The following is a 23,806-nucleotide window of genomic DNA, read 5'->3' on the forward strand; positions in this document are numbered from 1 at the left end:
GCCTCCTGCCTCCTGCCTCCGAACTCCTGACATAACTGATTTTTAGCGCATGGTGACGAACTCTTCGGCAGAACTAGGATGTATGCCTACTGTGGCATCAAAGTTGGCTTTGGTTGCACCCATTTTGAGTGCGATCGCAATTCCTTGAATAATCTCTGCCGCATTTGTTCCCACCATGTGCGCTCCCAGCACCTTATCGGTTTTCTCATCAACCACCAATTTCATCATCGTTTTTTCATCTTTACCAGCTAAGGTGTAGTACATGGGGCGGAAGCGACTGCGATAAATTTTTACTGCATCACCATACTTTTCCCTAGCTTCTGCTTCCGTCAAGCCAACCGTAGCAGCTTCTGGAGTTGTAAAAATCGCTGTTGGTACATTTTCATAACTCATGGTACGAGACTTGCCACCAAACACAGTATCAGCAAAGGCTCGACCTTCATTGATCGCTACTGGAGTCAGGTTAATATTGTTAGTACAGTCTCCCACCGCATAGATATTCTCTTCATCTGTGCGACTGTACTTATCAACAACAACTGCGCCATCATGCAGCTTAACTTTAGTATTTTCTAAACCTAAATTTTGGGTATTTGGTTTGCGTCCAAGTGCAGCTAAACTCACAACATCAACAACAACTGTCTCCTCAGACTCACCATCTTTGCGAACTGTCACCTTGATTCCTTCCGCATCCTTTTCAATGGCAATCATGTCGATGTTGCTGAGAATCTTAATCCCGTGATTAGTCATTCCTTGATGAATTTCAGTCCGCAAATCGTTATCAAAACCACGCAAAAGGTTATCACCGCGTATCACCTGAGTGACTTCGGTTCCCAATCCATTCATAATGCAAGCAAATTCTGTACCAATGTAACCACCCCCCAAAATCACCATTCTTTTGGGCTGTTCTTGCAGGTGGAAAATATCATCAGAGGTAATGGCGTGTTCAATTCCTAAAATGTTGGGCTTAATAGGATGTCCACCAACGGCAATCAACACCTTGTCTGCGGTCACTTGACGTTCGCCAACGACAATAGTGTGAGCATCAACAAACTGGCCGTATCCCTGAAAAAGCTCAACTTTGGAATTATTCAGCATTTTTTGATAAATGCCATTGAGGCGAGTTACCTCGTTGTTGACCACCGTGATCATCTTTTCCCAATCTAGAGTACTCTCGACAGAACTCCAGCCGTATCCTTGGGCATCCTCAAACAAGCCAGGGAAATTAGAAGAGTAAACCATGAGTTTTTTGGGGACACAGCCACGATTAACGCAGGTTCCGCCTAGTCGGTCAAACTCAGCAATTCCTACCTTGGCACCATACTCTGCTGCACGTCTGGCAGTGGCAATACCACCAGAACCCGCACCAATTACAAACAAGTCAAAATCGTAGCTCATGTGTCCCCTAAGTTTTATATTGCTATTAAGAACATGGTGGTATCATGCCCTTATTTTGATGAAATCACGTTTTCTCAAAGTTAGACAGCAATACCAGTCTAAGCGCTTTTCAGGTAAGCCAGCATGGTATCTGCATCTGATACTTCAAAGGGGTCTGTAGGGCAGTTGTCATCGAAACCTGGCTCAATAAACATTTTTTCGATTTTGCCGTCATTCACCACCATTGAGTAGCGCCAAGAGCGCATTCCAAAGCCTAAATTAGCTTTATCAACCAACATCCCCATCTTACGGGTAAATTCACCATTACCATCGGGGAGCAGGAAGACGTTTTCTGCGTTCTGTTGTTTACCCCATTGGAACATAACAAAGGCATCATTTACAGATACACAGATCACACTATCAACTCCCAAGGCTTTGAAATCTTTGTAGAGTTCTTCGTAACGGGGTAGGTGTGAGGTTGAACAGGTAGGGGTAAAAGCACCAGGTAATGAAAACACAACAACCCGCTTACCAGCAAATAGTTCTTGAGTGGTGCGTTCTTGCCAGCGGAAAGGGTTGGGTCCACCAATAGATTCGTCACGGACACGGGTTTTAAAGACGACATTAGGAACGGTTTCGATTACAGCCATATTGACCTCTTGAATGTGATGTGTGAATTTATGTTTTCTTGATGTATCTCAGAATAATTCTGATTTAATAAATATTCAATAGTTATAAATACCTAAATATGATAAAAAGAATAATGTGATACTAATTCCTTAATCTGGTAGACTATAATAAAAACAAAAAACTATTTAAATACGGCAACGATCATGCAGGAACAAGCAAACGCGATTGTTCAAACCTTAAAATCCAAGGGTTTGAGGGTGACTCCTCAGCGGTTTGCGGTCTATGCAAATTTGTTATATCGCACAGATCACCCGACAGTTGAGCAAATACTGACTGATCTGAATAAAGATTTTCCTGTTTCTTCTCAAGCAACGATCTATAGTTCTCTCCAAGCGCTGAGAGAAGTGGGACTAGTGCGGGAAGTGTTATTACAAGAGGGGGTTTCTCGCTATGATGCTAATGTTCTACCCCATCATCATTTTTGCTGTCATAAATGTGGTGCAATTGAAGATATTGCTTGGAATACATTCAGCTTTATTGGGCTAAACAGTCTACGTCCTGGTTTGCGTGGGGAAACCTATGAAGTCACGGTTCAGGGTTTATGCGATGCCTGTGGCGATTAATGGCGATTAAATTTAAGTAAGTCGAGGAATCCGGGACACTCAGCTAAGTGCCTGATCACCATGATAAATATTCAAAATCATCTACTATAGAGAACAGCGATTTAGTAGGCAAAATCTTGGAGAAAAAACGGGTTTTTTCTCATTTAACCAACGACAGATCAAGCTACTTTGTTACGTAAACGGGGTTTTGAGAATTAATGAATCGACGTTCTATACATAGTAGTGAAAAAGATTTTAGAGCCGAAAATACCTACCTGTGTCAATACTGTTCGGTTAGGCAAATTCGTAAACCGAAAACCCTTGTAGAGACGTTCCATGGAACGTCTCTACACTCCTTACTCGAACAGTATTGCTATTTGTGTAACGTCTCTACAATGGTTCTGGATAACGCATATTTAAAGTCCGTCGATGTCTAGTATATATGTGACGCAAATCACAAATTTATTGATATTTCAATCACAAGAAAAGTTGATATTTATCACACCAAATATATTATGTCAATCACCCGAATAAATCAAATTTAAGGAGATATTAAATTAATAGAGTTCACAGTCCATACCCCATGTTTCATATCCAAATTCTTCCTGGTGCTGTTTCGGAAATTATCGCTTCTTCTGCTGACACAGGGGTTTTGACTCTAGCTGATCGCTATGGGCTAATGGCAGCTATTTTAGATGAATCCAAGGATAAAGAAGAAGAAGAAGCACTCAACAGGCTTTTGCGCCGTGTGGTTAAAGGTCGTATTCAGGTGTTAGACCGAATTTCTTAACACTAAGCGTATTGATTTATTTATATAGTTATTATTTCTGAAGAACTGTTAAATATAAAACTGACAAAATATTCATAAAGCTATATTGATGGTAAAGACAGCATGACAGATTAACTCAAGACTAGAATCAAAAACATACTTTATACATCACCATTCAGAGGTAATACATAATGTCTATTACAGAATTTGAGAGAGTGACTGTTTTGCCAATGGATGAGTATAATCAAAAGCTGGTAGCCAATGTTCATCCAGGAAATTGGGTTAATCCCCAACCTGTTGATTGCTATGATTTAGTGGTAATTGGTGCCGGTACAGCAGGATTAGTGGTAGCTGCGGGTGCTGCGGGTTTAGATTTAGGTTTGAAAGTTGCATTAATTGAAAAGAATCTCATGGGTGGAGATTGCTTAAATGTGGGTTGTATACCATCTAAATGTCTGATTAGGTCTTCGCGTGTAGTTGGTGAAATTTGGAAAGCTAAGGATTTAGGTATTAATGTTTCCCAACATATTGAGGTAGATTTTTCTACAGTTATGGCTAGATTACGACGCATTAGAGCAGGGATTAGTCATCATGATTCAGCAGCAAGATTCAAAAATTTAGGGATTGATGTTTTTTTAGGAAATGGTAAGTTTACGAGCAAGAATACTGTAGAAGTTGGTGACAAAATTCTCAAGTTTAAAAAAGCTGTGATTGCTACTGGTGCAAGAGCCGTAAAACCTGCAATTATTGGCATTGAAGAGGCAGGTTATTTAACTAATGAAACAGTTTTTTCTCTAATTCAAAAACCAGATAAGTTGGCGGTCATTGGTGGGGGTCCAATTGGTTGCGAATTGGCACAGACTTTTCAACGCCTGGGTTGTGAGGTGACATTATTTCATAATGGTTCTCATATTCTCAATAAAGAAGATAAAGAAGCTGCGGAAATTTTACAAAAGGTTTTGATTGCTGAAGGTATTCGTTTGGTGCTGAATTCTAAGTTAGAAGAGGTGGTGACTGTTACGGAAGGAAAGCGACTTTATTTTTCTGCTCATGGCCATCGAGATTCTGTGACTGTTAATGAAATTTTAGTAGGTGCGGGACGTACGCCAAATGTGGAAGGTTTGAATTTAGAAGCGGTGGGGGTGGAGTACGATAAAACTTTGGGTGTGAAGGTGAATGATTATCTACAAACGACTAACCCCAAGATTTATGCGGCTGGGGATATCTGCATGAATTGGAAGTTTACCCATGCTGCTGATGCTGCGGCACGAATTGTGATTAAGAATACGCTGTTTTCGCCTTTTGGTTGGGGACGTTCTCAGTTAAGTAGTTTGGTGATGCCTTGGGTAACATACACAGATCCAGAAATTGCTCATGTGGGGATGTATGCGGACGAGGCTGAGAAGTTGGGTATTGAGATCACGACGATTAAAATTCCTTTTAGTAGTGTAGATCGAGCGATCGCAGATAGTGAAGAATCTGGTTTTCTGAAAATCCACCACAGAAAGGGATCTGACGAAATTATCGGTGCAACAATTGTTGCTAATCATGCAGGTGAAATGATTTCGGAAATTACTACAGCCATTGTCAATAAAATCGGTCTGAGCAAACTCAGTAGTGTAATTCATCCTTACCCAACTCAAGCAGAAGCAATTAAAAAAGCAGCAGATGCTTATCGCCGCACATTACTCACACCAAGAACTAAAAAAATATTGGAGTATTTAACAAAATTGTCTTGATACTGGGATATTTTATCAATTTTCCCCATCTTATCTTAAAGTTCTGATGCCGTATCAGGAGCAATAATTTCTCCTGTACCCATGTTTAAAATCATATCCTGATCGGTAATCAGTTCATTGAGTTCTTTAACTTTTAAATTCATTGTTTCACAAGCTTGGCGAAGTTCTTGGGAAAAGGTTTGGATATCATCGCCATAACCACATTGATAAGTAGCTGTTTCAATTCCTAACTTGGCATTTGCTCTAGCACAATCTACTAATTCTGTGCCATGTAATTTTGTTGGGGAACCCATAGACATAATTATTTGATAGTATACTTGCACAAATATACTATCAGTCATTAAATATTGATTCATCCCTCTAATGGAGGAATAAGTACAGCTTTTGCATTCAGATTGAGTATCAGGAGATAGAGGAAAATATCAAATCTTCCCATCTCCTTGAGCCTGAAAAATTAACCGTTGACTATTTCACCACCATTAGGATGTAATACTTGACCAGACATATAAGAAGAGTCATCAGAAGCTAAGAATACAAAACTTGGTGCTACTTCTTCAGGCTGACCGGCTCTTCCCATTGGTACTTGTGCGCCAAAAGTTTCTACTTTCTCTTCTGGGAAAGTAGAGGGAATTAATGGTGTCCAAATTGGCCCTGGTGCTACAGCATTGACGCGAATTCCCTTGGATACTAAGTTTTGTGAGAGGGAACGAGTAAAAGCGACAATTGCACCTTTAGTAGATGAATAATCTAATAATTGAGCATTGCCTTTATAAGCTGTTACTGATGTTGTATTAATGATAGAGCTTCCTTGGCGTAAGTGTTTCATAGCTGCTTTAGTTAGAAAGAACATCGAGAAAATATTAGTTCTAAAAGTGCGTTCTAATTGTTCTTGACTAATATCTTCAATGCTATTTTGAGGGTGTTGTTCAGCAGCATTATTCACGAGAATATCGAGTTTACCAAACTCATCTATTGTTTGTTCTATAGCCCGCTGACAAAAATCTTCATGGGTAATATCACCTGTAATAGTTACTGCTTTTCGCCCATGTTTTTCAACTAAATTTTTAGTTTCTGTCGCATCTCCATGTTCTTGCAGGTAAACTATCGCTACATCAGCGCCTTCTTTAGCAAATGCAATAGCTACAGCACGACCTATACCACTATCTCCACCAGTAATTAAGGCAATTTTATCTTTTAATTTACCACTACCCCGGTACTCAGCATTTTCTGCTTTGGGTTTTGGGTCCATTTTTGATTCTACACCTGGCAGTTCTTGTGTTTGTGGTGGTTGCATAGTCTTTTGTTTTGCCATCATGATTACTCCAAATTTGATTATTAAAAACCCAATTACCAATTACTAAGAATAAACCTTGGATCGAAATATCAACCCAAGGCTTACTTTTTAGCTCCCACTCGTTCTTTTATTGCAAGTTCAGACTTTTTTTCTGAGAAATTAGCCCAACGCAGTAAGATATGACAATGCGCGGCTTTTGAATATTACTCCCCACATCTGCACACTTTAATCCAACCACTGAAAACAAGTACACAACTCTCTGTAGATGAAGGATTTATCCTTACTATCTGCCCTTAATTTAAATGTAATTTATTGAAATTTTATCGTTCCCTAGAAATAAACAAAATATCAATTTCGTCAACCTTGAGACGTAGAAATTATAAATTAAAATATATAGACATTGAATGATGAATGAGCTAAATTTGAACGCAGAAATAACGTAAGAATTCAGGAGTCAGGAGACGCTTCGCAGACCTTTGGTTCAGAATGCTTATGAAATGAAGAATAGAAAGAAGTGAAATTTTATCAAAATCATCAAAGTTGACTTAAAAAGCCTTATCAGACTTTTCCAAGACATTTACAAAAATATACATACTAAATTAGCGTCTCAACTATTCCTTGAGATATACCTGAGATAATGAGGCAACAATGGTATCTAGTCAGGGTATGGGTTATGGTGACAATAAATATTTCTGAGTTAGAACAGGTTGATCAGTTTCGCAATTTACAATTAACTTTACGCGATCGCTGGAAAACTAGCGAGTTATTTGATAACAGCGAAGCGGATATTTTAATTATCCCTTCTTTGAGCATCGACCAACGGGAAATGCAAAAGATTGAAGGGTGCGAACATTATGAAGAAAGATTACTATTTTCTTTGATGCGCTTACGAAATCCCCGGACTAGATTGATTTATGTGACATCAATGCCACTTCATCCCAGCATTATTGATTACTATTTACAACTACTACCAGGAATACCATTTTCCCACGCCCGTCATCGCTTATTACTACTTTCGACTTATGATTCTTCCCTGAAACCCCTCAGCCAAAAAATTTTAGAACGTCCTCGTTTGATAGAAAAAATTCGTCAAGCTTTGCGATTAGACAAGGCTTTTATGGCTTGTTACAATTCCACATTTTGGGAAGCAGAATTATCACTGAAATTAAATGTGCCTTTGTATGCTGCTGCACCAGATTTACAGATTTGGGGGACAAAAAGTGGTAGTCGGCAAATTTTTGCTGAAAGTGGTGTACCTCTTCCAGATGGTAGCGAACTGGTGAAAAATACCGCAGAATTAGCAGTAGCTGCGGCTGATTTATGGGAACGTCAACCGACATTAAAACGGATGGTTGTGAAACTTAATGAAGGAATTTCGGGAGAAGGAAATGCACTTTTGGATCTGCGTCCATTGGTGAATATTGCACCTGGTCAAGGTTCTCATAGTGAAAGAGTAGCAGCTATTAGCGATCGCTTTTCAACCATGCGCTTCCAAGCCACACAAGAAACCTGGGCGAATTTTTCCCAACGTATCCCAGAGTTAGGAGCAATCGTAGAATTATACATCGAAGGAGAAATCAAGCGTTCTCCCAGCGTCCAAGGACGGATTACACCTAATGGAGAAGTAGAAATTCTCTCCACCCATGACCAAATTCTGGGAGGCCCAGACGGACAGATTTATCTAGGTTGTAGCTTTCCTGCTGATGAAAAGTATAGATTACAACTACAGCAATTAGGCTTAAAAGTAGGTAAAAAATTAGCAGAGAAAGGCACATTAGAAAGATTTGGTGTTGATTTTGTCACCGTAGATCAAGGTAATGGCCAATGGGATATTCAAGCCATTGAAATCAACCTCCGTAAAGGTGGGACTACTCACCCTTTCATGACCTTAAAGTTATTAACAACTGGACGCTATGACCTGTCCACAGGATTATTTTACAGCCAACAAGGAAGACCTAAATATTACATCGCTACAGACAATTTACAAAAAGACCGTTATAAAGGATTATTACCCAACGATTTAATGGATATCATCGCTCACCATAGATTACATTTTGATAGTGGAACTGAGACAGGTACAGTATTTCATCTCATGGGTTGTCTTTCCCAGTTTGGCAAATTAGGATTAACTAGTATTGGTGATTCTCCCCAACAAGCGGAAGATATTTATAACAAAGTTGTCAAAGTTCTTGATCAAGAAACCAATGGAAAACACAATCATACCCTGTCTTCTGATTATGATTTTACCATGATTGAAGATGGATATAATTACTGATACAGCAGAAGTCAGGAGTTCTGAGTTTGGAGTTCGGAAGAGTTGTGAGTACCAAGTACCGAGTGGTTGACTCTCCTTCTTACTCATTACTCGTTACTCGTTACTCATCGCTATGTACTGGCTTTGTGTATAGGTTTAAATTTAGATTTTGTACCTACTAACTACGCAAACTGCTATAAATAGTCGGATGACATTAAATTCACTCGTTGAGAGAGAGAACAGAAAAATCAGTTGTGTAATTAATTCTATCCCATTACTGACATTCAACTAAATTACACATCAATTCGAGTCAATCAAAATATAAAATGATGCCCAAAATTATGCCCAAAAATGATTCGCAAACTACCCCAGCTAGTATTAGACTTTTTGAACAAAAAGGAGAAACTTCACGCTTCATTGATGCAGAATTAAACGAAAAAGGCGACTTACTTATTTTTGGGCAAGATATAGGTAAAGCCCCCTTAGAAACCTGGGGTGATACAGACTATGAATTTTGGGTAACTGTCGCAAAAAAGGATAGAGATAAAATTCTATTAGCATTGCTAAAAAAATTATATGGTGGTAATCCCTCAGCCGTGGATGAGTTTCGTAATTTTTGTAAATCAGAAGGAATTCCATTTACATTTGAGACATGGACTTAAAATAATTCGTAATTGATAATAATACCTCCAGCGGGCTACCGCCAACGTAATTTGTCGTTACAATCACCTGAGTTCGGTGTTAGGAGTTCGGAGTTACGAATTACGAATTACGAATTACGAATTAGAGCAGGTTCATCATTCAGTTTCTGGGATATTTTTTGTTTGTTTATAAGTACCCACAGTCAAACCTGATTCCAGATTTGTAGATGAATACTTATTCAAACCAATTCGCTGTGCAGTGTAAATTCCCGAATGACCAGAAAATAGATAGCTGACAATACAAGCAATAGCAATAAATACCCCAGATTCTATACCAAATAACTCAATTCCCATTAATATTGATGCCAAAGGTGTATTCGCTGCACCTGCAAACACAGCGACAAATCCCATTCCTGCTAATAGCGGTGCAGGTAATGATAAAAACAAGGATAAAGCATTGCCTAAAGTAGCACCAATAAAAAACAACGGAGTTACTTCCCCACCCTTAAAACCTGCTCCTAAAGTGAGTGCCGTCATACCTAATTTAGCAGCAAAATCCCAGGGAGGTAACTGAGTTTGAAAAGCATCAACAATAGTCGGAATACCCAACCCAATATATTTAGTAGTCCCACTTAAACCAACAATTGCAGCTACCATAGCACCACCAATCAAAAGACGCAGTGGTGGATAAGATATGTTAGCTTTAAATAAATGATTAATTTTATGCGTTACTTGCGAAAAAACTCTTGCTACAATTCCAAAAATTGCCCCTGCAATAATAGCAGATATAAACATCCAAATTGTCATTGCGGGGATAATTGGAGCGTGTCGGTATGCTGTATGATGTAAACCCAATAACAAAGTTAACTGATTCCCAACAATTGCTGCAATTAAAGATGGAAAAAGGGCATCATAATGAATTTTACCAATTGCTAAAACCTCCAAACCAAAGACTGTTCCTGCTAATGGAGTCCCAAAAACTGAAGCAAAGCCACCGCTGATACCAGCCATTAACAAAATTTGCCGACTCGCTCCTTTAAAATGCAATGTTTTAGTTAATTGATCTGCTAGAGACGCACCCATTTGTAATGCTGTACCTTCACGTCCGGCTGAACCACCAAATAAATGTGTGAGGTCTGTTCCTATTAACACAAAGGGAGCCATGCGGAAGGGAATAATATTTTTAGGGTTATGAATTTCTTCGAGTAAAAGGTTATTTCCAGCTTCTACATTCCGACCAAAACGATGATAAATCCAACCACTGATAAATCCACCAATTGGTAAAAAAGCGATAATCCACTGATGAGATTCCCGACAATTAGTTGCCCATTCTAATGATGATAAAAGAGCAGCAGAAGCAGCACCTGCTAAAATACCAATTATAAAAGAAATTAGCAACCACTTAATTAAATACCTAGAAGCAATAAATATTTCAAATTGAGGCAGATAATTCATTTTACTTAAATAATGTATTTTTAGGAGTTGAATAGACTATCTTGAAATACATTTTAGTGAAACTTTTTCTCTTCTCTCTGCGTCTCTGCGTGAGAAAAAAATTGGTTCATTTAATTCCACGATTTTCTAAAAAAATTACAGGAATTGAACTGGCTTCCAAAACTGCTTGTGATACTGAACCAATCAGCACTTGTTCCCAAGGTTGATGTCCACGTTTTCCCATGACAATTGCAGTAACATGATGCTCTTGGGCAATGCGAATAATCTCTTCGGGAACAGTTCCTGTTGTTGTTAAAAACTCATATTTGATATCCGATAGCAATTTTTTAGCTTGTGCTTCCAGTTGTTTGACAGCTTGCTGATTGGAAATATTAACTACGTGTAAAACGATCGCACTTCCATGACTGCGACGGGCTAAATCTGCCACCTTGATCAAAACTTCAGTTGATATATCAGAGGTATCTACGGCTGCCAGCAACAGGGTTTGAGTAGCAACTGTGACTTTTGTGGGGTCAACCTCTCCCCTAGTTAATAATTTAGGTGCAAAAGCCATAGTAGCCCAAGCACCTATAGGTGCAGTAGTTATAATAGAAAGGGCTGCGATCGCTAAAATGATCTCTCCTCCCTCTATCCCTTGCGCCAGGGGAATCGCCCCAATAGCCGCTTGTACAGTGGCTTTAGCAGAGTTTCCTGGTAGTAAAAACAGTCTTTCGCGCCAATTCCAATTACTACCCAAAGTCGATAAATACCAGCCTATCATGCGACCAATAAATAAACCAATTGCCAAAATTAACAGGCCGGGTAACAGTATATTACCCAATACTTGCAGTGGAATAGTTGCACCCAACAACACAAACAGGAAAATCTCCGCTACTACCCATAAACTATCAAACCCACCCCGCAAACGTCGCGCTAAAGGTGCATCTAACTCAATTAAGAAAAATCCTAAAGCCATTGTCGCCAAATAACCAGAAAAATAAGGTAGGATATGAGCGACAATTACCAACAATAAAGCTATTCCAGCCGCAATAATCGTATCTTGAACGGCATTTTGAGTCCAGTTTTGTGTGGTTAATAGGGAAACTAACAACCTGGCTGCTAAGTAACCCAGCAAAACTCCTAAGCATATCTGCATGATAATTTGCAGTGGGAGTAATTGCAGAGCATTTAAAGTCAAACCCCCAAACAGGGTAATTTGCTCAACTCCTCCTTTACCCAAAAAACTTAGTAAAAGGCTGAAAACTAATAACAGCAAGACATCAGATAAAGCGCTACCAGTTAAAATTGCATCGGGAATACCTTTAGTGACACCCCAACCTAAACTTTTTAGTCTCAGCATTCCGGGAACAATTACAGCGGGAGATTCTGCCCCAATGACACAACCTAAAAGCAAACCCGTGGGAAAATCTAATTTAAAAATTACCATAGAGGCGAGACAAAGTGCGATCGCTTCCATAGTCGCAGGTAAAAAACCCAAACGCAGCGCCACAGTCCCCTGTTGAGCCAGCTTTTCTCTATCTAACCCTAGCCCAGCTTTCATCAAAATAATCATTACTGCCACAGTTCTTAATTCATCAGCAGCATTTAACACATCTGCACTGATAACATTCCCTACTTGAGAACCAAGTAAAATCCCTACCAAAATCATCCCCAGTAACGGCGGAGTACCTAAACGACGGGCAATTTGTCCGCTAAAATAGCCCATCAATAAAATCCAAATTATACTAAATAACATTCCTAACTCCTGAAAGTGCGATTTGTAGACAGATACTTTCTACAGGAGAGTTAGGTTTGCAAATAGCCCCACCCTCCCGCAGCAAGTCGGAAAAGTAGGAACCATCAGCCTTTCTAAAGGCGGTTTTGGCGAGTTCCATCGCCGTTCATAATTTTTATATAACTAGGTTACATCATATTTTAGTAAATGAACAAACTTTACTAACAGGACTTACGCAAAATATCTCTCAAAGCCTCTTTTCTCTGTGAACTCTGTGCCTCTGTGGTTCGTTTTTCCGTGAGATGTGCGTAAGTTCTAACTAATTACGAATCTGGAATGAAATTATAATAGGACTTACGCAAGATTGAACTCAAAACCTGATTCTTGCGTAGGGGTAATTCATGAATTACCCCTACTTCCGTTCTGTTTTGCGTAAGTCCTGTATAAGAATATAAATATAAGCAATCTAATCCAAGATTTGATAGATAGTTAGCACTATTTCTAAAAAGAAAGTTCTTGTTAAAAAGACATGACATAATTACATTGTGTAACAAAAAAAACAGATGATATTGCTGTAGTGTACTTTGTATCAAGATTTTCTGAAAATTACTTAGTCAAGTATGAAATTTAACCTTAAATTTTTCCTAGCATTTTTCCTGACTGTAGTTTTAATAGCTTGTACACAAACCATCAACTCTAACCCAAAAGTTACTCAATCTATCTCACCCAATGTAACATTAAATGTTTCTGCGGCTTCTGATCTCAAATATGCCTTTGAGGAAATTGGTAAAACTTTTGAAAAAGCATCGGGAAATAAAATAGTATTTAATTTTGGTTCTACAGGTCAATTAGCTACACAAATAGAAAATGGAGCGCCTGTAGATATATTTGCAGCAGCTAATAAAGAATTTATTGAAGAATTAGATAAAAAAGGTTTAATTATTACCGATACAAAACAAATTTATGGGATTGGGCGCATTACTCTATGGACTCGTGAAGACGCAAAAATAAAGATTCAGGATATTAAAGATTTAGTCAAGACAGAAGTCAAAAAAATAGCTATTGCTAATCCTGATCATGCACCTTATGGACTTGCTGCAAAAGAAGCATTACAATCGGCGGGTTTATGGGAAAAAGTAAAGCCCAAGCTAGTATTAGCGCAAAATATACGTCAAGCCCAACAATATGGAGAAACTGGAAATGTTGATGTAACTATTTCGGCTTTATCGCTGAGTATTAATAAACCAGGAAGCTGGGTTTTAATTCCTGAAAATTTACATAAACCCCTTGAGCAGATGTTGGCTGTAATTAAAGATAGTAAATATGAATTGCAGTCTCGTAATTTTGCAAATTTTATTAACAGTTCAGAATCTAGGAATATCATGAAAAAATATGGTTTTATTTTACCAGGGGAAACACCAATCAAATAAAAACATCATTGTAGGTGCAAATAGTTTCTCATTACCAGCGGGAAAACCGTACTCAGGTTAGAGGTTTTCATCACTGTACCTCAGAGTTGAACTCGATACAATCAAGACATGGTTGAACAAATGCTGTTGTCTACTAAAAGTTAAAAAAATCAACACAGCATTAACAGGAGAGTGCAATATGGGAAACCAACTAAAAACTGCTGTTTTGTTAGCTACACTTAGCGGCTTATTAATTGCAATTAGTTATTGGGTAATTGGTGGTACGGGTGGTTTGATCATAGGAATTGGGTTAGCAGCAGTTACTAACCTGTTTTCTTGGTATCAATCTGATAAAATTGCCTTGGCAGTTTATCAAGCCCAACCTGTTAGTGAAGCCCAAGCACCAGGACTTTATCGCATGGTGCAAAGATTGTCTGCGCGTGCCAATATTCCCATGCCAGGAGTTTACATTGTTCCTGGACAAACTGCCAATGCTTTCGCTACAGGGAGAGATCCAGAACACGCTGCTGTTGCCGTAACTGAAGGCATTTTGAATATTTTACCAGAGGACGAATTAGAAGGCGTAATTGCTCACGAACTCACCCACATTATCAATCGTGATACCTTAACCCAAGCCGTTGCTGCTACTGTTGCCGGTGCGATTTCTTTCCTGGCACAAATGTTAAGTTATAGCTTGTGGTTTGGTGGCGGTTCAAGAGATAATGAAAGAGGAGGAAATCCTTTGGGAGTGCTGGTGACAGTTATGCTTGCACCCATAGCCGCGACAATTATTCAGTTGGCAATTTCCCGCACAAGAGAATTTTCTGCTGATGCTGGTGCTGCCAAATTAACAGGTAATCCTCGTGCTTTAGCTAGGGCTTTACAACGTTTAGAAGCTACAGCAAAACAGATGCCTTTAAATGCTAATCCAGCCTTTGAACCATTATTGATTATTCATCCAATTTCAGGGCAATTCTTAGGTAATTTGTTTTCCAGTCACCCTGCAACTGAGGCGCGTGTGGAAGCATTACTAAAATTAGAGCAAGAACTGCCAACAAGAGCTTATTAAGTACAAAGATACGGTTTTTATCTGCGAGTAAGCTTTGCAAATTAAGGATGTGTGAATTATGACTAATAACAACATTGAATCTTCAGCAATTGTAGAAATTAATCCTCAAACTAGCGAAATAGTAGAAACGGAAATGGCTGGAGAAACTGATGAAGTGAAGCAAGAAACCAAAGCCTTAATTGAGGCGATTAAAAACCGCGCCCAAGCTGAAGCAAAATCTGCTGGTACTCTCACTCGTGATACCTATTTAAATGCTGTGCGTCAAGCACGGGAGGCGATTGAGAAAGAAAAATTGATTGAGCGCGATAAACTAGAAAATGCCTGGAAGACTATTCAGGAAGAAGCCGAGAAGAATTGGCATACCATGTTTAAGGATTTTACAACCTTGAGCGATCGCTTTCAAGACGCAGCCAAAGCCGCCTGGGAAGCCTTTCACGCCCCTCGTCCTTAAAATTAAAGTGCATAACGTAATGTAGGGATACAGCAATGCTGTGTCCTTCTATATTTTTCATGTAAGCATTTAGGATAAAGAATACAGGCTTTTTTAGTCAATTTTAATGATTTTGATAAAATATTACTTCTTTCTATTCCTGATTTCATAAGCATTCTGACTCCTGACTCCTGAATTCTTACCTTTTTCATTATCCAAAAATCGGCTGTAAATCTAAACTAAAACCTAGTAATACATCTTCTCCAGATAAACTTGTAGGAGATTGTAAAACCTCTACTTCTTGATTTTGGCGATAAATTTCTACTTGTTTATCTTTAGGATTAATTAACCAACCTAAACGCAAACCATTATTAATATACTCCCGCATTTTTGCTTGCGTATCTGCTAAATCATCGCTTTCAGAAACTAATTCAATCACAAAATCAGGACACAAAGGCAGAAATTTCTTTCTTTGTTCTGGTGTGAGTGCATTCCATCTTTCTATTTTTATCCAAGATACATCAGGGGAACGGGTAGAACCCTTAGGTAATTTAAAACCGGTGGAAGAATCAAAAGCTTTTCCTAAATTATTTTTGCGATTCCAAAACCAAACTTGTCCACTTAATTCTAAGTTCCTCTCTCCCGTTTCTCCCCCAGTTGGTGACATAACAACTAATTTCCCTTCAAATGATAATTCCAAACGCAAATCTTTATTAGCATCTACTATTTCCGCAAATTCATCATCTGTGAATTTTAATGATTTTGGTATTTGTAAAGTTACAGAAGTCATGATTAATACCTCGTGACCATAGCCTTTTTTAGGTGAGTTATAAACCCGGAACCTCACCCCCAAACCCCTCTCCGTAAACAGAAAGGGGGCTACGGGAATGTTTTTACCTCGTTCCCAGTTAGAAACTGGGAACGCCTTCCAGGAGGTTCTACCTCCCATCATAATCTGCATTTCTAGAAATCTGAAAATGAGATTTTCGTGCTGTATTTCTAGACTAAACCCAGAAAACCAGAAATTAGCGGTAAAAGCTTACTACATTCCTCAACCAATTTTGCCGCAGTTGGTAAGTTGCTAAGAACTCCTTTTAACATAGTAATTGCTGTATCTGCTAAATCTTGTTTTTCTTGAGGATTTTGTGCTGCTTCTGCTAAAGATTTGACTTGCTTGAGTGCCTTTTCTTTATCTTTTGGTGTTAAATCATTATCAGCTTCAATTGCTGTTTGCAGTTGCGTCAAAATTTCCTTAATTCCCGGTTTCTCTGGTTTGGGTGCAGATGGTAATTCATTAATAGTATTTGTTACCGTACCACTGATTTCACCTAAATTCAAAGCTTGTCCACTAGCATTAACATCTCTACCAACATTACCAATTTCAACTTTACGACTGGAATCATTACTGTTAGTCATATTTTTATTCTCTACTTTGTTGTCAACTTGAACATTTATAGGTTTATTAGCTAATAAGCTAGTAATTTCTTTCATATCAGCACTTTGTTGACGATAGATAACTATTTCATTATCTTTTGCTTGTAAAAGTGCTTTATATTTTTCTTCTACTGCTGCTAATGCTAATTGATAATTTTGAGTGAAATCGCTGTGAATCTTTTCTTTATCAGCGCCTTCAGGTGCATTCACTTTAACAATAACTACACCATCACCTTTATTTTCGATACTCTGGATAGATAATTCTGTATCTTCATTTTGGTTCTGCACCTTGCCAAAAGCATTAACAAAAGCTTTCCAGTCAATACCGTCGCGGAAAATTAAATCAACAGTATTTAAAACCTCTTCAAATAATTTGCTAAATTCTCCTGGTTGAAATTCTCCACTACTAGGACGGCGTTCACGATCATCTGTTTCCAATTTCGGATATTCTAAAAGGTAGACAAAGCGACAATCTACATTATCCAATATAGTTGTACTTTCAATATTCCAAGCTTCCAGACAAGCACCTGTCATTTGAGCATTGGTGAAATTAGTACCTACAGCTTGAGCAAGAGTCAGGTTTGCCCATTCTAAACAAGCGCTTTGAAAAGTGGCTTCAATAATATCAGCATCTTTTAAATTAGCTTTATTCAAATCTGCACCTATTAGGTTCGCGCCTTTTAGGTTAGCACCAGCATAGGATTTTTCTCTACCATTAAGAGTAGCGAGCAAATTGAGAACAGCAGGGTTACTCAATATAGTATTACCTGGTCTAGCAAAATCAAGTTTTTTCGCTTCATAAAAACGAGTGCGCGTTAGATTTGCTGTTCGGAAATCTGTGTTTTTCAGAGTTGCACCAGTAAAATCAGCATCAGTTAAATCAGCACCACGAAAACTTGTCCCACCTGTAGCTGCAAAAGCGATCGCAAATGAACGAATCCAAGCATCTCTGTCATCTCCCTTAAAAATACGCCAGCCTATGTAAACAGTAAAAAACACGAAAAATAAAGCTACTGTTAAGGCTAGAGCTACTTGTACAACCATAGTTGTGGCTACATCTACAGCTATGGCTACAACTACGGCTATTTCTACAGATATAGCTACAGACATAGCTACGTCTAACGCTACGTCTAACGCTACGGCTCCTGCTACGGCTACACCTCCAGCTATAACTCCAGCTATGGCTCCTGCTCCTGCTCCTGCTACACCTCCAGCTATAACCCCGGTTCCGACTGCAACTCTAGCTCCGGCTATGGTTGTGAATACAACTCCGGTTCCGGCTATAGTTCCGACTACAATTCCGGTGAAGGCTCCGGCTATTAAACCGTTGCGAAAAGTGACAATACAAAAGACTGTCACCACAACTAGAACAACTATTCCAGCAATAAAGTTTTTAAAGTGATTGGTATCAAAAATATATGTTATCCACGCACTAACAACAATTGAGAAAAACCCTGATAGTGCTGACAGTAGAAATGTAACTATCAGCAAACCAATTACCCAACGTCGCTGTAGTCCAGCCTTAGCACCATTAAAATCTGTACCTCTTAGGAAAGCATTGGTAAAATCTGCACCTCTAATATCAGCTTTGCTAAAGTTAGCTCCTTCTAATTTTTGATTTTTAAAAGAGCGCCCTCGGAGATTTTGACCGGAGTAGTCTGGCGGCATAATCGCGTCAGCAAGAGTTTATATATTAGATTCTATACATACTTGCTGGTGTTTATTCCTGGTTTTTGCCAAAATTCGCTTAAATTTATCTGTCTGCTGTACTCAAACGGGCTAAAAAATTAACCTTTTCAAAAATGCTGAATTGTTTGATTCGATAAGTCAGGGTTTAGCTGTTACGCAATATGAGTGTCAGCTTACAGATATTTTCAGGTAAATGAACCACATTTTTTTCTCACACAGAGTCGCAGAGCCACAGAGAGAAATCAATTGTGTAAATACATGAAAGCTGCTATAACATCAAATTTATGTCCCGCAAAGTGGGTAAGAAAGGAAAATCTGTTATTTTCAATAGTTGGAAATAGATAAGCACAGAGTTAACACTATGCTTGTTACTCTGTGTTTTTTATTTTGGTGATTGGGGCATTTGCACCGTTAATTTGTAACGCCCTTTGTTTCTTGATCGTTAATTTAAATATTTTTATATTATCGCTCATCTGTCTTCCGACTGGTTTAAATATATTACTTTAAGATTACGTTTTTACCTGGCAATAGTATTTTAATTAACCTGGAATTTTCGATATTATTAAAGATACTTGTCAGGAAATTTTATTTTATTAAAATCATTTTTTAAATGTAGATTTAATTACAAATTAATTATATAAACTACCCAATTATAACCAAGTTATTTAATCTGGAATATTGAGTAGTATGATTGTATTTTACACAATAACTAAACTATCTAATTTTTATCACTAACTGCTAAAAAATTAGTATAAGTTAGCAATTATTGGCTTTTTGGGTTATTTTTTATCATTATTTTTGTAATATACAGATTTAAATTCCACTTGATTTGTACCAGGATTGTAGAGAGTATAGGTAGCTTGACCGGGGGTACGTCCCACATTGCCCACCCCAATTACTTGACGTGGTGTAACAGTAGTTGTTTGCGGAGACACTTGGTGATCAAGGGTTGTGATTGCACTGGTAATGGAACCTGTTTGCAACTGATACTGAAAAGTTAAACCAGAACGACCGCAAAATAAATTATTGGCTTGCATTCGCGCTAGTCTATCTAGCATTTGGATAGGAGGAGTTTCTGGGGTAAGTTCTTCACTTATGTCTACCGTAGAACCGTGAATTAGCAAACAATCCAACTCAAAAAAACCAAAATCGAGCGATCGCACCCACTCCACAGTCTGACGAGAAACACTTTCCCACAGCATCTTCACCGTATCCCCCCCATATTTCGCCAACAAATCAGGCGCTTCCCCAGTCGCCCCCAAACCATGCAAAATCAAACATTGTTCCTCCCACCAACCCTTACAAATCATCGGTTCTAACTCACCCCGCAAAGGTGACTTCACCCTTTCCACCAGCGCTTCACATTCCTGCCTTGGGCCAACCAAATCACCCAAAATATACAAAGCCTCTAAATAACGTTGGCGCTTAATATCTGCCATCACAGCCTCATAAGCCGCCAAATTTCCTTCAATTCCACTCAAAATAGCCCACATAGTCAATTTTAGATTTTAGATTTTAGATTGGTGATAGACATCGACCAAATTTAAATACGCGTATGTATCCTAGAACCCTTGTAGAGACGTTCCATGGAACGTCTCTACATTCTTTTTTGGAGAGGTATAATGAGTATTCATATTCCCAGTTCCCAGTCCCTTATCCAATCCCTTCATCTTGTGCAAACATGAGTTGGATCATCAGCCCGTTCTGCAAACTCCAAACCATGCGCCAAACGCCAAGCAAAAATTTTCGGTAATCCCTTCTCTATAATCGCTGCACAGGTTTTCTGATAATCATAAACAACTTCTCGCAAAGTCACAGATTGAACATCAGTATCATAAATAACATAAGTCGCATTGGGTCTACCATGTCGAGGTTCTCCTACTGAACCAACATTCACAATTTGTTTGAGAGGAGATGTAAATCTAATTTCCCGTGATTCTTCTTTGCTACTACCAACCCGCACCTGTAGCTGACCAGCATCAAGATTTCGGGCATAAGGAACATGAGTATGACCGCAAAACAACACATCTGCACCAGTAGAAAGCACCCTTTCTAAAGCGACAAAAGCATCAAGTTCCGGTAACAAATACTCATGATTACTATGGGGACTACCGTGAACAAAAGCTAAATTTCCTTCCTTGAAACTGTAGGGTAAATTAGCTAAAAATTCGCGGTTTTCAGAATGAATTTCCTTGTTTGTCCATTGATGAGCTTCTATTCCTCTTTTTTCGGCTAATAATGAGGGATAACTACAATCACAAGCATTCAAACCTTCTACAATATCTTCATCCCAGCAACCGACACAAGTAGGAATATCTAAAGAGCGAATTTGGCTAACGACAGCATTAGGATGGGGGCCATATCCGACCAAATCACCAACACAAAAGATTTTTTCGGCTTTTTGCTGGTCAATATCTAACAGGACAGCATCTAAAGCTTCAAAATTACCATGAATACATGAAATAACAGCTATTTTCACCTTTGTTGCTCCGCTAATAAAACTTCTTTTACCTGTTGTTGATACTGCACAATCAGAGAATCAGATAAACAGCAATCTGATAATGTTTGTTTTAAAGTTGCTTCATCTAAATTTCTCCCCACTACTTCAATACCGCTAAACCGCTGAGGTCTACCTTCTAAACAGCGTGGTAAATCTAATTCTAAAAAATCGGTTTGGGGAACACCAGCAACAAAATCACAATAAAGAGAACGTCCATCATTGACATCAAAAATTCCCTTAGCACGGCTAACTACACCATAAGCACCATGAGTTATTTCATACCAAAATTCCTCTAAACTGTTTTCATCAATAACTTGACCGGTCGTAGCTACCCGCCATAGGTTTTCTACTGTCATAGTTTCGGCTGGTGCGCCATAGACAATTTCTTCAGCCCAAGAATTGTATTCTGTATTTTTGGTATTTGGTGGTAAGACTGCTACAGCACGGTAAGTTAGATTGTCTAATCCTGAAACTATTGATTTTAATTCTAGATAAAAACCCAATTCGACGTAAACCGCATCTGCTTTGGGTAGTTGATGCAAAAATTCAATTTCTTGTCCATCACCAAAAACTTGAATACCAGGAAAATCGGTAGCTATGCGAGTTTGGTCAACAGTAACATTCCCCGTCCCAGGACTAAAATAAATTAATTTATCGACAGATTTAATATCTCGAATTTGTTGATAAATCCAGTTAGTTTTTCCAGCCCCAGATAATCCAGCGACCACAGTAATACTTGGTATAGTCATAATCAAATCATAAAAATGTAATAAGTCAGGAGTTAGGCTTCACTGTGAGCGTCAGTCGAATATATCTAAATTAAAATTTAGTAGGAATAATTTCTACTAACCTAATTAAAAAATCAATAATGTAGAGATAAGAAATTTCCTATCTCTACATAGTACACCTAAATTTACATTTGCATCCAGCAAAGGCTGTTAGTGAAAATTAGGATTGTGTCGAATTAAATTCATAAACTCTTCACGGGTGCGAGCATCTTCTGAGAATACACCACGCATTGCACTAGTCACAGTCCAAGAACCGGGTTTTTGTACACCACGCATCACCATACACATATGAGTTGCTTCTATAACGACTGCAACTCCTTTGGGTTTGAGTAAACCTAGTAGTGCATCAGCAATTTGTAAAGTTAACCGTTCTTGCACTTGCAAACGTCTTGCATACATTTCACAAATGCGGGCAATTTTTGATAAACCAATGACTTTACCATTAGGAATATAGGCGACATGAGCGCGGCCAATAACGGGCAATATATGATGTTCACAGGAACTGAAAATATCAATATCTCGGACTAATACCATTTCATTAGCATCTTCTGTAAAGACTGCTCCATTTAACAGTTCATCTAAGGATTCGTTATATCCTTTGGTGAGAAATTGCAAGGCTTTAACAACTCTTTTAGGAGTATCTTTTAAACCTTCCCGGTCAGGATTTTCTCCTAGTCCAATCAGCAAAGTCCTGACGGCTTGCATCATTTCTGCTTCTGTCACAATTGGTTGTTGCTGAGTAGATAAAGATGATACTACCTGAGCAGCAGAATTCAGATCGGGACGAATCGATAAAGTCATTTTCTTTGTTTTAATTGAGATAGATTATGCGTTGGTTAATAGTTAAAAACATTTGAACAACTATTAACCAAATAGAGTTATTTCTTAACACTTATTGATTATAACAAACATTTGTTAAGTTGTGTGTGAATTTCACTAGTATCTAATTTTCTACCAATGAAAACTACTTGATTTTTAGGTGAAGTATACCATTCATCAGCGTGTAAGTGATAACGAGGTCCACTCAGTTGAAAAATATGGCGTAAATCACTATCACTAAACCATAAAATGCCCTTAGCTCGAAATACGTTCTGGGGCATTTGTTCAGTGAGAAAATCCTCAAATTTATTAACGTCAAATGGTCTGTCAGATTGAAAAGAGATTGATACAAAGCCATCATTTTCTAAATGATGAGAGTGATGTTCATGATGATGGTGGTGTTCATGGTGGTCATGATTTTCATGGTGTTCATGATCATGATGATGGTGTTCAGATGCGTGAGTATCTTCTTTATCACCAGAAATATATACATCTTTTGGTGTTAAACCTACACCTAAAATTAATGGTAAAGCAACTTCTCCATATTGAGTGTGTAAAATTCTTGCTCCATTTTTCACATCATGGATAAAATGTTCTACTTCTTGTAGTTTATCTGGTGTCACGAGGTCTGTTTTGTTGAGGAGAATAATATCTCCGTAAGTAATTTGTTGTAAAGCTGCTTCACTTTCAAAATGTTTCTCATTAAATGTCTCAGCATCTACTACTGTGAGAATTGAATCTACGTTTGTTAAATCTCTTAGTTCTGTTCCCAGAAAAGTTAAAATTATTGGTAATGGATCAGCAATACCAGTAGTTTCAATTACTAGATAATCAATGCGTTCTTCTCTTTCTAAAACTCGATAAACTGCATCAACTAGACCATCATTAATGGTGCAGCATATACAGCCATTACTGAGTTCGACCATATCTTGGTCTACAGAAACTAGCAGTTGGCTATCAATATTAATATCACCAAACTCATTCACGAGTACAGCAACTTTTAAATCTTGTTTATTTTGGAGGATTTGATTTAAAAGTGTGGTTTTTCCACTACCTAAAAATCCTGTAATGATAGTTACGGGCATTCCTTGTTTGGGAATTTCAGGAATTAAATTGGAAGTTGGTGCTGTTAATTGAGTCATCATCAGTTCAATAATTCGAGACATATAATGAGAATCGTTATCAGTCTAGCGCAA

The 23,806-nt window shown here is 38.3% G+C and carries 21 protein-coding genes and 1 riboswitch; of the genes, 8 read left to right on the plus strand and 13 right to left on the minus strand.

Annotation, left to right across the window (positions count from 1 at the left end; translation table 11 throughout):
- Positions 1–42 precede the first annotated feature (42 nt).
- Positions 43–1,395, minus strand: coding sequence for a glutathione-disulfide reductase (gene gor, locus AC012T_RS02225; RefSeq protein WP_487062691.1), 1,353 nt, complete (start codon positions 1,393–1,395; stop codon positions 43–45).
- Between the two features lie 98 nt (positions 1,396–1,493).
- The gene (locus tag AC012T_RS02230) at positions 1,494–2,024 is read right to left on the minus strand and encodes a redoxin family protein (protein ID WP_487062692.1); all 531 of its coding nucleotides are present in this window, start codon (positions 2,022–2,024) and stop codon (positions 1,494–1,496) included.
- Between the two features lie 183 nt (positions 2,025–2,207).
- Between AC012T_RS02230 and AC012T_RS02235 the strand changes: the two genes are divergently transcribed.
- From AC012T_RS02235 to AC012T_RS02245, 3 genes are all read left to right on the plus strand, one after another.
- Positions 2,208–2,627, plus strand: coding sequence for a Fur family transcriptional regulator (locus tag AC012T_RS02235; RefSeq protein ID WP_487062693.1), 420 nt, complete (start codon positions 2,208–2,210; stop codon positions 2,625–2,627).
- Between the two features lie 562 nt (positions 2,628–3,189).
- Positions 3,190–3,396 carry a hypothetical protein gene (locus tag AC012T_RS02240; RefSeq protein ID WP_015217259.1) on the plus strand — a complete coding sequence of 69 codons (207 nt, stop codon included), beginning with the start codon at positions 3,190–3,192 and terminating at the stop codon, positions 3,394–3,396.
- Positions 3,397–3,566: 170 nt separating this feature from the next.
- Positions 3,567–5,114, plus strand: a complete 1,548-nt coding sequence (locus AC012T_RS02245; RefSeq protein ID WP_487062694.1) for a mercuric reductase — start codon at positions 3,567–3,569, stop codon at positions 5,112–5,114.
- A gap of 35 nt (positions 5,115–5,149) precedes the next feature.
- Here AC012T_RS02245 and AC012T_RS02250 read toward each other — a convergent pair whose 3' ends face one another.
- Together AC012T_RS02250 and AC012T_RS02255 are read right to left on the minus strand one after the other, a co-directional pair.
- Entirely contained in the window at positions 5,150–5,407 is a 258-nt protein-coding gene (locus AC012T_RS02250) for a hypothetical protein (RefSeq protein ID WP_487066408.1), read from the minus strand.
- A gap of 161 nt (positions 5,408–5,568) precedes the next feature.
- Positions 5,569–6,426 (minus strand): SDR family oxidoreductase, encoded by an 858-nt coding sequence (locus AC012T_RS02255; RefSeq protein ID WP_487066410.1) that lies wholly within the window; start codon positions 6,424–6,426, stop codon positions 5,569–5,571.
- 655 nt (positions 6,427–7,081) lie between these two features.
- Here AC012T_RS02255 and AC012T_RS02260 point away from each other — a divergent pair.
- Together AC012T_RS02260 and AC012T_RS02265 are read left to right on the plus strand one after the other, a co-directional pair.
- A complete protein-coding gene (locus AC012T_RS02260; protein WP_487062696.1) occupies positions 7,082–8,683 on the plus strand; it encodes a peptide ligase PGM1-related protein in 1,602 nt (533 codons plus the stop codon).
- A gap of 305 nt (positions 8,684–8,988) precedes the next feature.
- The gene (locus AC012T_RS02265) at positions 8,989–9,324 is read left to right on the plus strand and encodes a hypothetical protein (RefSeq protein ID WP_487062698.1); all 336 of its coding nucleotides are present in this window, start codon (positions 8,989–8,991) and stop codon (positions 9,322–9,324) included.
- A 135-nt stretch (positions 9,325–9,459) separates the two neighbouring features.
- Here AC012T_RS02265 and AC012T_RS02270 read toward each other — a convergent pair whose 3' ends face one another.
- Together AC012T_RS02270 and AC012T_RS02275 are read right to left on the minus strand one after the other, a co-directional pair.
- Positions 9,460–10,758 carry a voltage-gated chloride channel family protein gene (locus AC012T_RS02270; protein WP_487062700.1) on the minus strand — a complete coding sequence of 433 codons (1,299 nt, stop codon included), beginning with the start codon at positions 10,756–10,758 and terminating at the stop codon, positions 9,460–9,462.
- A 106-nt stretch (positions 10,759–10,864) separates the two neighbouring features.
- Complete coding sequence (locus tag AC012T_RS02275) at positions 10,865–12,493, minus strand: cation:proton antiporter (RefSeq protein ID WP_487062702.1); 1,629 nt, start codon at positions 12,491–12,493, stop codon at positions 10,865–10,867.
- An 88-nt stretch (positions 12,494–12,581) separates the two neighbouring features.
- Positions 12,582–12,645, minus strand: a riboswitch (Fluoride riboswitch).
- Positions 12,646–13,092: 447 nt separating this feature from the next.
- Here AC012T_RS02275 and modA point away from each other — a divergent pair.
- The 3 genes from modA (at position 13,093) to AC012T_RS02290 (ending at position 15,401) form a co-directional block, all read left to right on the plus strand.
- Positions 13,093–13,902 (plus strand): molybdate ABC transporter substrate-binding protein, encoded by an 810-nt coding sequence (gene modA / locus AC012T_RS02280; RefSeq protein WP_487062704.1) that lies wholly within the window; start codon positions 13,093–13,095, stop codon positions 13,900–13,902.
- A 178-nt stretch (positions 13,903–14,080) separates the two neighbouring features.
- A complete protein-coding gene (locus AC012T_RS02285; protein ID WP_487062706.1) occupies positions 14,081–14,950 on the plus strand; it encodes a zinc metalloprotease HtpX in 870 nt (289 codons plus the stop codon).
- 58 nt (positions 14,951–15,008) lie between these two features.
- A complete protein-coding gene (locus AC012T_RS02290; protein WP_487062708.1) occupies positions 15,009–15,401 on the plus strand; it encodes a hypothetical protein in 393 nt (130 codons plus the stop codon).
- A gap of 190 nt (positions 15,402–15,591) precedes the next feature.
- Here AC012T_RS02290 and AC012T_RS02295 read toward each other — a convergent pair whose 3' ends face one another.
- From AC012T_RS02295 to AC012T_RS02325, 7 genes are all read right to left on the minus strand, one after another.
- Positions 15,592–16,170 (minus strand): Uma2 family endonuclease, encoded by a 579-nt coding sequence (locus AC012T_RS02295; protein WP_487062710.1) that lies wholly within the window; start codon positions 16,168–16,170, stop codon positions 15,592–15,594.
- A gap of 209 nt (positions 16,171–16,379) precedes the next feature.
- Positions 16,380–18,482: a pentapeptide repeat-containing protein gene (locus tag AC012T_RS02300; RefSeq protein ID WP_487062712.1), complete on the minus strand. Its 2,103-nt coding sequence runs from the start codon at positions 18,480–18,482 to the stop codon at positions 16,380–16,382.
- Between the two features lie 800 nt (positions 18,483–19,282).
- On the minus strand, positions 19,283–20,002 hold the full coding sequence (locus AC012T_RS02305) for a metallophosphatase (protein ID WP_487062714.1): 720 nt from the start codon (positions 20,000–20,002) through the stop codon (positions 19,283–19,285).
- Positions 20,003–20,169: 167 nt separating this feature from the next.
- Positions 20,170–20,982 carry a metallophosphoesterase family protein gene (locus AC012T_RS02310; RefSeq protein ID WP_487062716.1) on the minus strand — a complete coding sequence of 271 codons (813 nt, stop codon included), beginning with the start codon at positions 20,980–20,982 and terminating at the stop codon, positions 20,170–20,172.
- Positions 20,979–21,752 carry a CobW C-terminal domain-containing protein gene (locus tag AC012T_RS02315; RefSeq protein ID WP_487062718.1) on the minus strand — a complete coding sequence of 258 codons (774 nt, stop codon included), beginning with the start codon at positions 21,750–21,752 and terminating at the stop codon, positions 20,979–20,981. Before AC012T_RS02315 ends, AC012T_RS02310 begins: the two co-directional genes overlap by 4 nt.
- A 189-nt stretch (positions 21,753–21,941) precedes the next feature.
- Positions 21,942–22,592 carry a GTP cyclohydrolase I FolE gene (gene folE / locus AC012T_RS02320; RefSeq protein ID WP_487062720.1) on the minus strand — a complete coding sequence of 217 codons (651 nt, stop codon included), beginning with the start codon at positions 22,590–22,592 and terminating at the stop codon, positions 21,942–21,944.
- 98 nt (positions 22,593–22,690) lie between these two features.
- Positions 22,691–23,752: a CobW family GTP-binding protein gene (locus tag AC012T_RS02325; protein WP_487066412.1), complete on the minus strand. Its 1,062-nt coding sequence runs from the start codon at positions 23,750–23,752 to the stop codon at positions 22,691–22,693.
- Positions 23,753–23,806: the final 54 nt, after the last annotated feature.

The sequence above is a fragment of the Anabaena sp. EIM26 genome, assembly GCF_057568715.1.

Coding starts and splice junctions, on each gene's coding strand:
- AC012T_RS02325 (WP_487066412.1), bottom strand. CDS start 23,752: ATGACTCAATTAACAGCACCAACTTCCAATTTAATTCCTGAAATTCCC.
- AC012T_RS02300 (WP_487062712.1), bottom strand. CDS start 18,482: ATGCCGCCAGACTACTCCGGTCAAAATCTCCGAGGGCGCTCTTTTAAA.
- AC012T_RS02240 (WP_015217259.1), top strand. CDS start 3,190: ATGTTTCATATCCAAATTCTTCCTGGTGCTGTTTCGGAAATTATCGCT.
- AC012T_RS02315 (WP_487062718.1), bottom strand. CDS start 21,752: ATGACTATACCAAGTATTACTGTGGTCGCTGGATTATCTGGGGCTGGA.
- AC012T_RS02285 (WP_487062706.1), top strand. CDS start 14,081: ATGGGAAACCAACTAAAAACTGCTGTTTTGTTAGCTACACTTAGCGGC.
- AC012T_RS02295 (WP_487062710.1), bottom strand. CDS start 16,170: ATGACTTCTGTAACTTTACAAATACCAAAATCATTAAAATTCACAGAT.
- AC012T_RS02250 (WP_487066408.1), bottom strand. CDS start 5,407: ATGGGTTCCCCAACAAAATTACATGGCACAGAATTAGTAGATTGTGCT.
- AC012T_RS02275 (WP_487062702.1), bottom strand. CDS start 12,493: ATGTTATTTAGTATAATTTGGATTTTATTGATGGGCTATTTTAGCGGA.
- AC012T_RS02270 (WP_487062700.1), bottom strand. CDS start 10,758: ATGAATTATCTGCCTCAATTTGAAATATTTATTGCTTCTAGGTATTTA.
- AC012T_RS02255 (WP_487066410.1), bottom strand. CDS start 6,426: ATGGCAAAACAAAAGACTATGCAACCACCACAAACACAAGAACTGCCA.
- AC012T_RS02260 (WP_487062696.1), top strand. CDS start 7,082: ATGGTGACAATAAATATTTCTGAGTTAGAACAGGTTGATCAGTTTCGC.
- AC012T_RS02235 (WP_487062693.1), top strand. CDS start 2,208: ATGCAGGAACAAGCAAACGCGATTGTTCAAACCTTAAAATCCAAGGGT.
- AC012T_RS02230 (WP_487062692.1), bottom strand. CDS start 2,024: ATGGCTGTAATCGAAACCGTTCCTAATGTCGTCTTTAAAACCCGTGTC.
- modA (WP_487062704.1), top strand. CDS start 13,093: ATGAAATTTAACCTTAAATTTTTCCTAGCATTTTTCCTGACTGTAGTT.
- AC012T_RS02245 (WP_487062694.1), top strand. CDS start 3,567: ATGTCTATTACAGAATTTGAGAGAGTGACTGTTTTGCCAATGGATGAG.
- AC012T_RS02290 (WP_487062708.1), top strand. CDS start 15,009: ATGACTAATAACAACATTGAATCTTCAGCAATTGTAGAAATTAATCCT.
- AC012T_RS02265 (WP_487062698.1), top strand. CDS start 8,989: ATGATGCCCAAAATTATGCCCAAAAATGATTCGCAAACTACCCCAGCT.
- gor (WP_487062691.1), bottom strand. CDS start 1,395: ATGAGCTACGATTTTGACTTGTTTGTAATTGGTGCGGGTTCTGGTGGT.
- folE (WP_487062720.1), bottom strand. CDS start 22,592: ATGACTTTATCGATTCGTCCCGATCTGAATTCTGCTGCTCAGGTAGTA.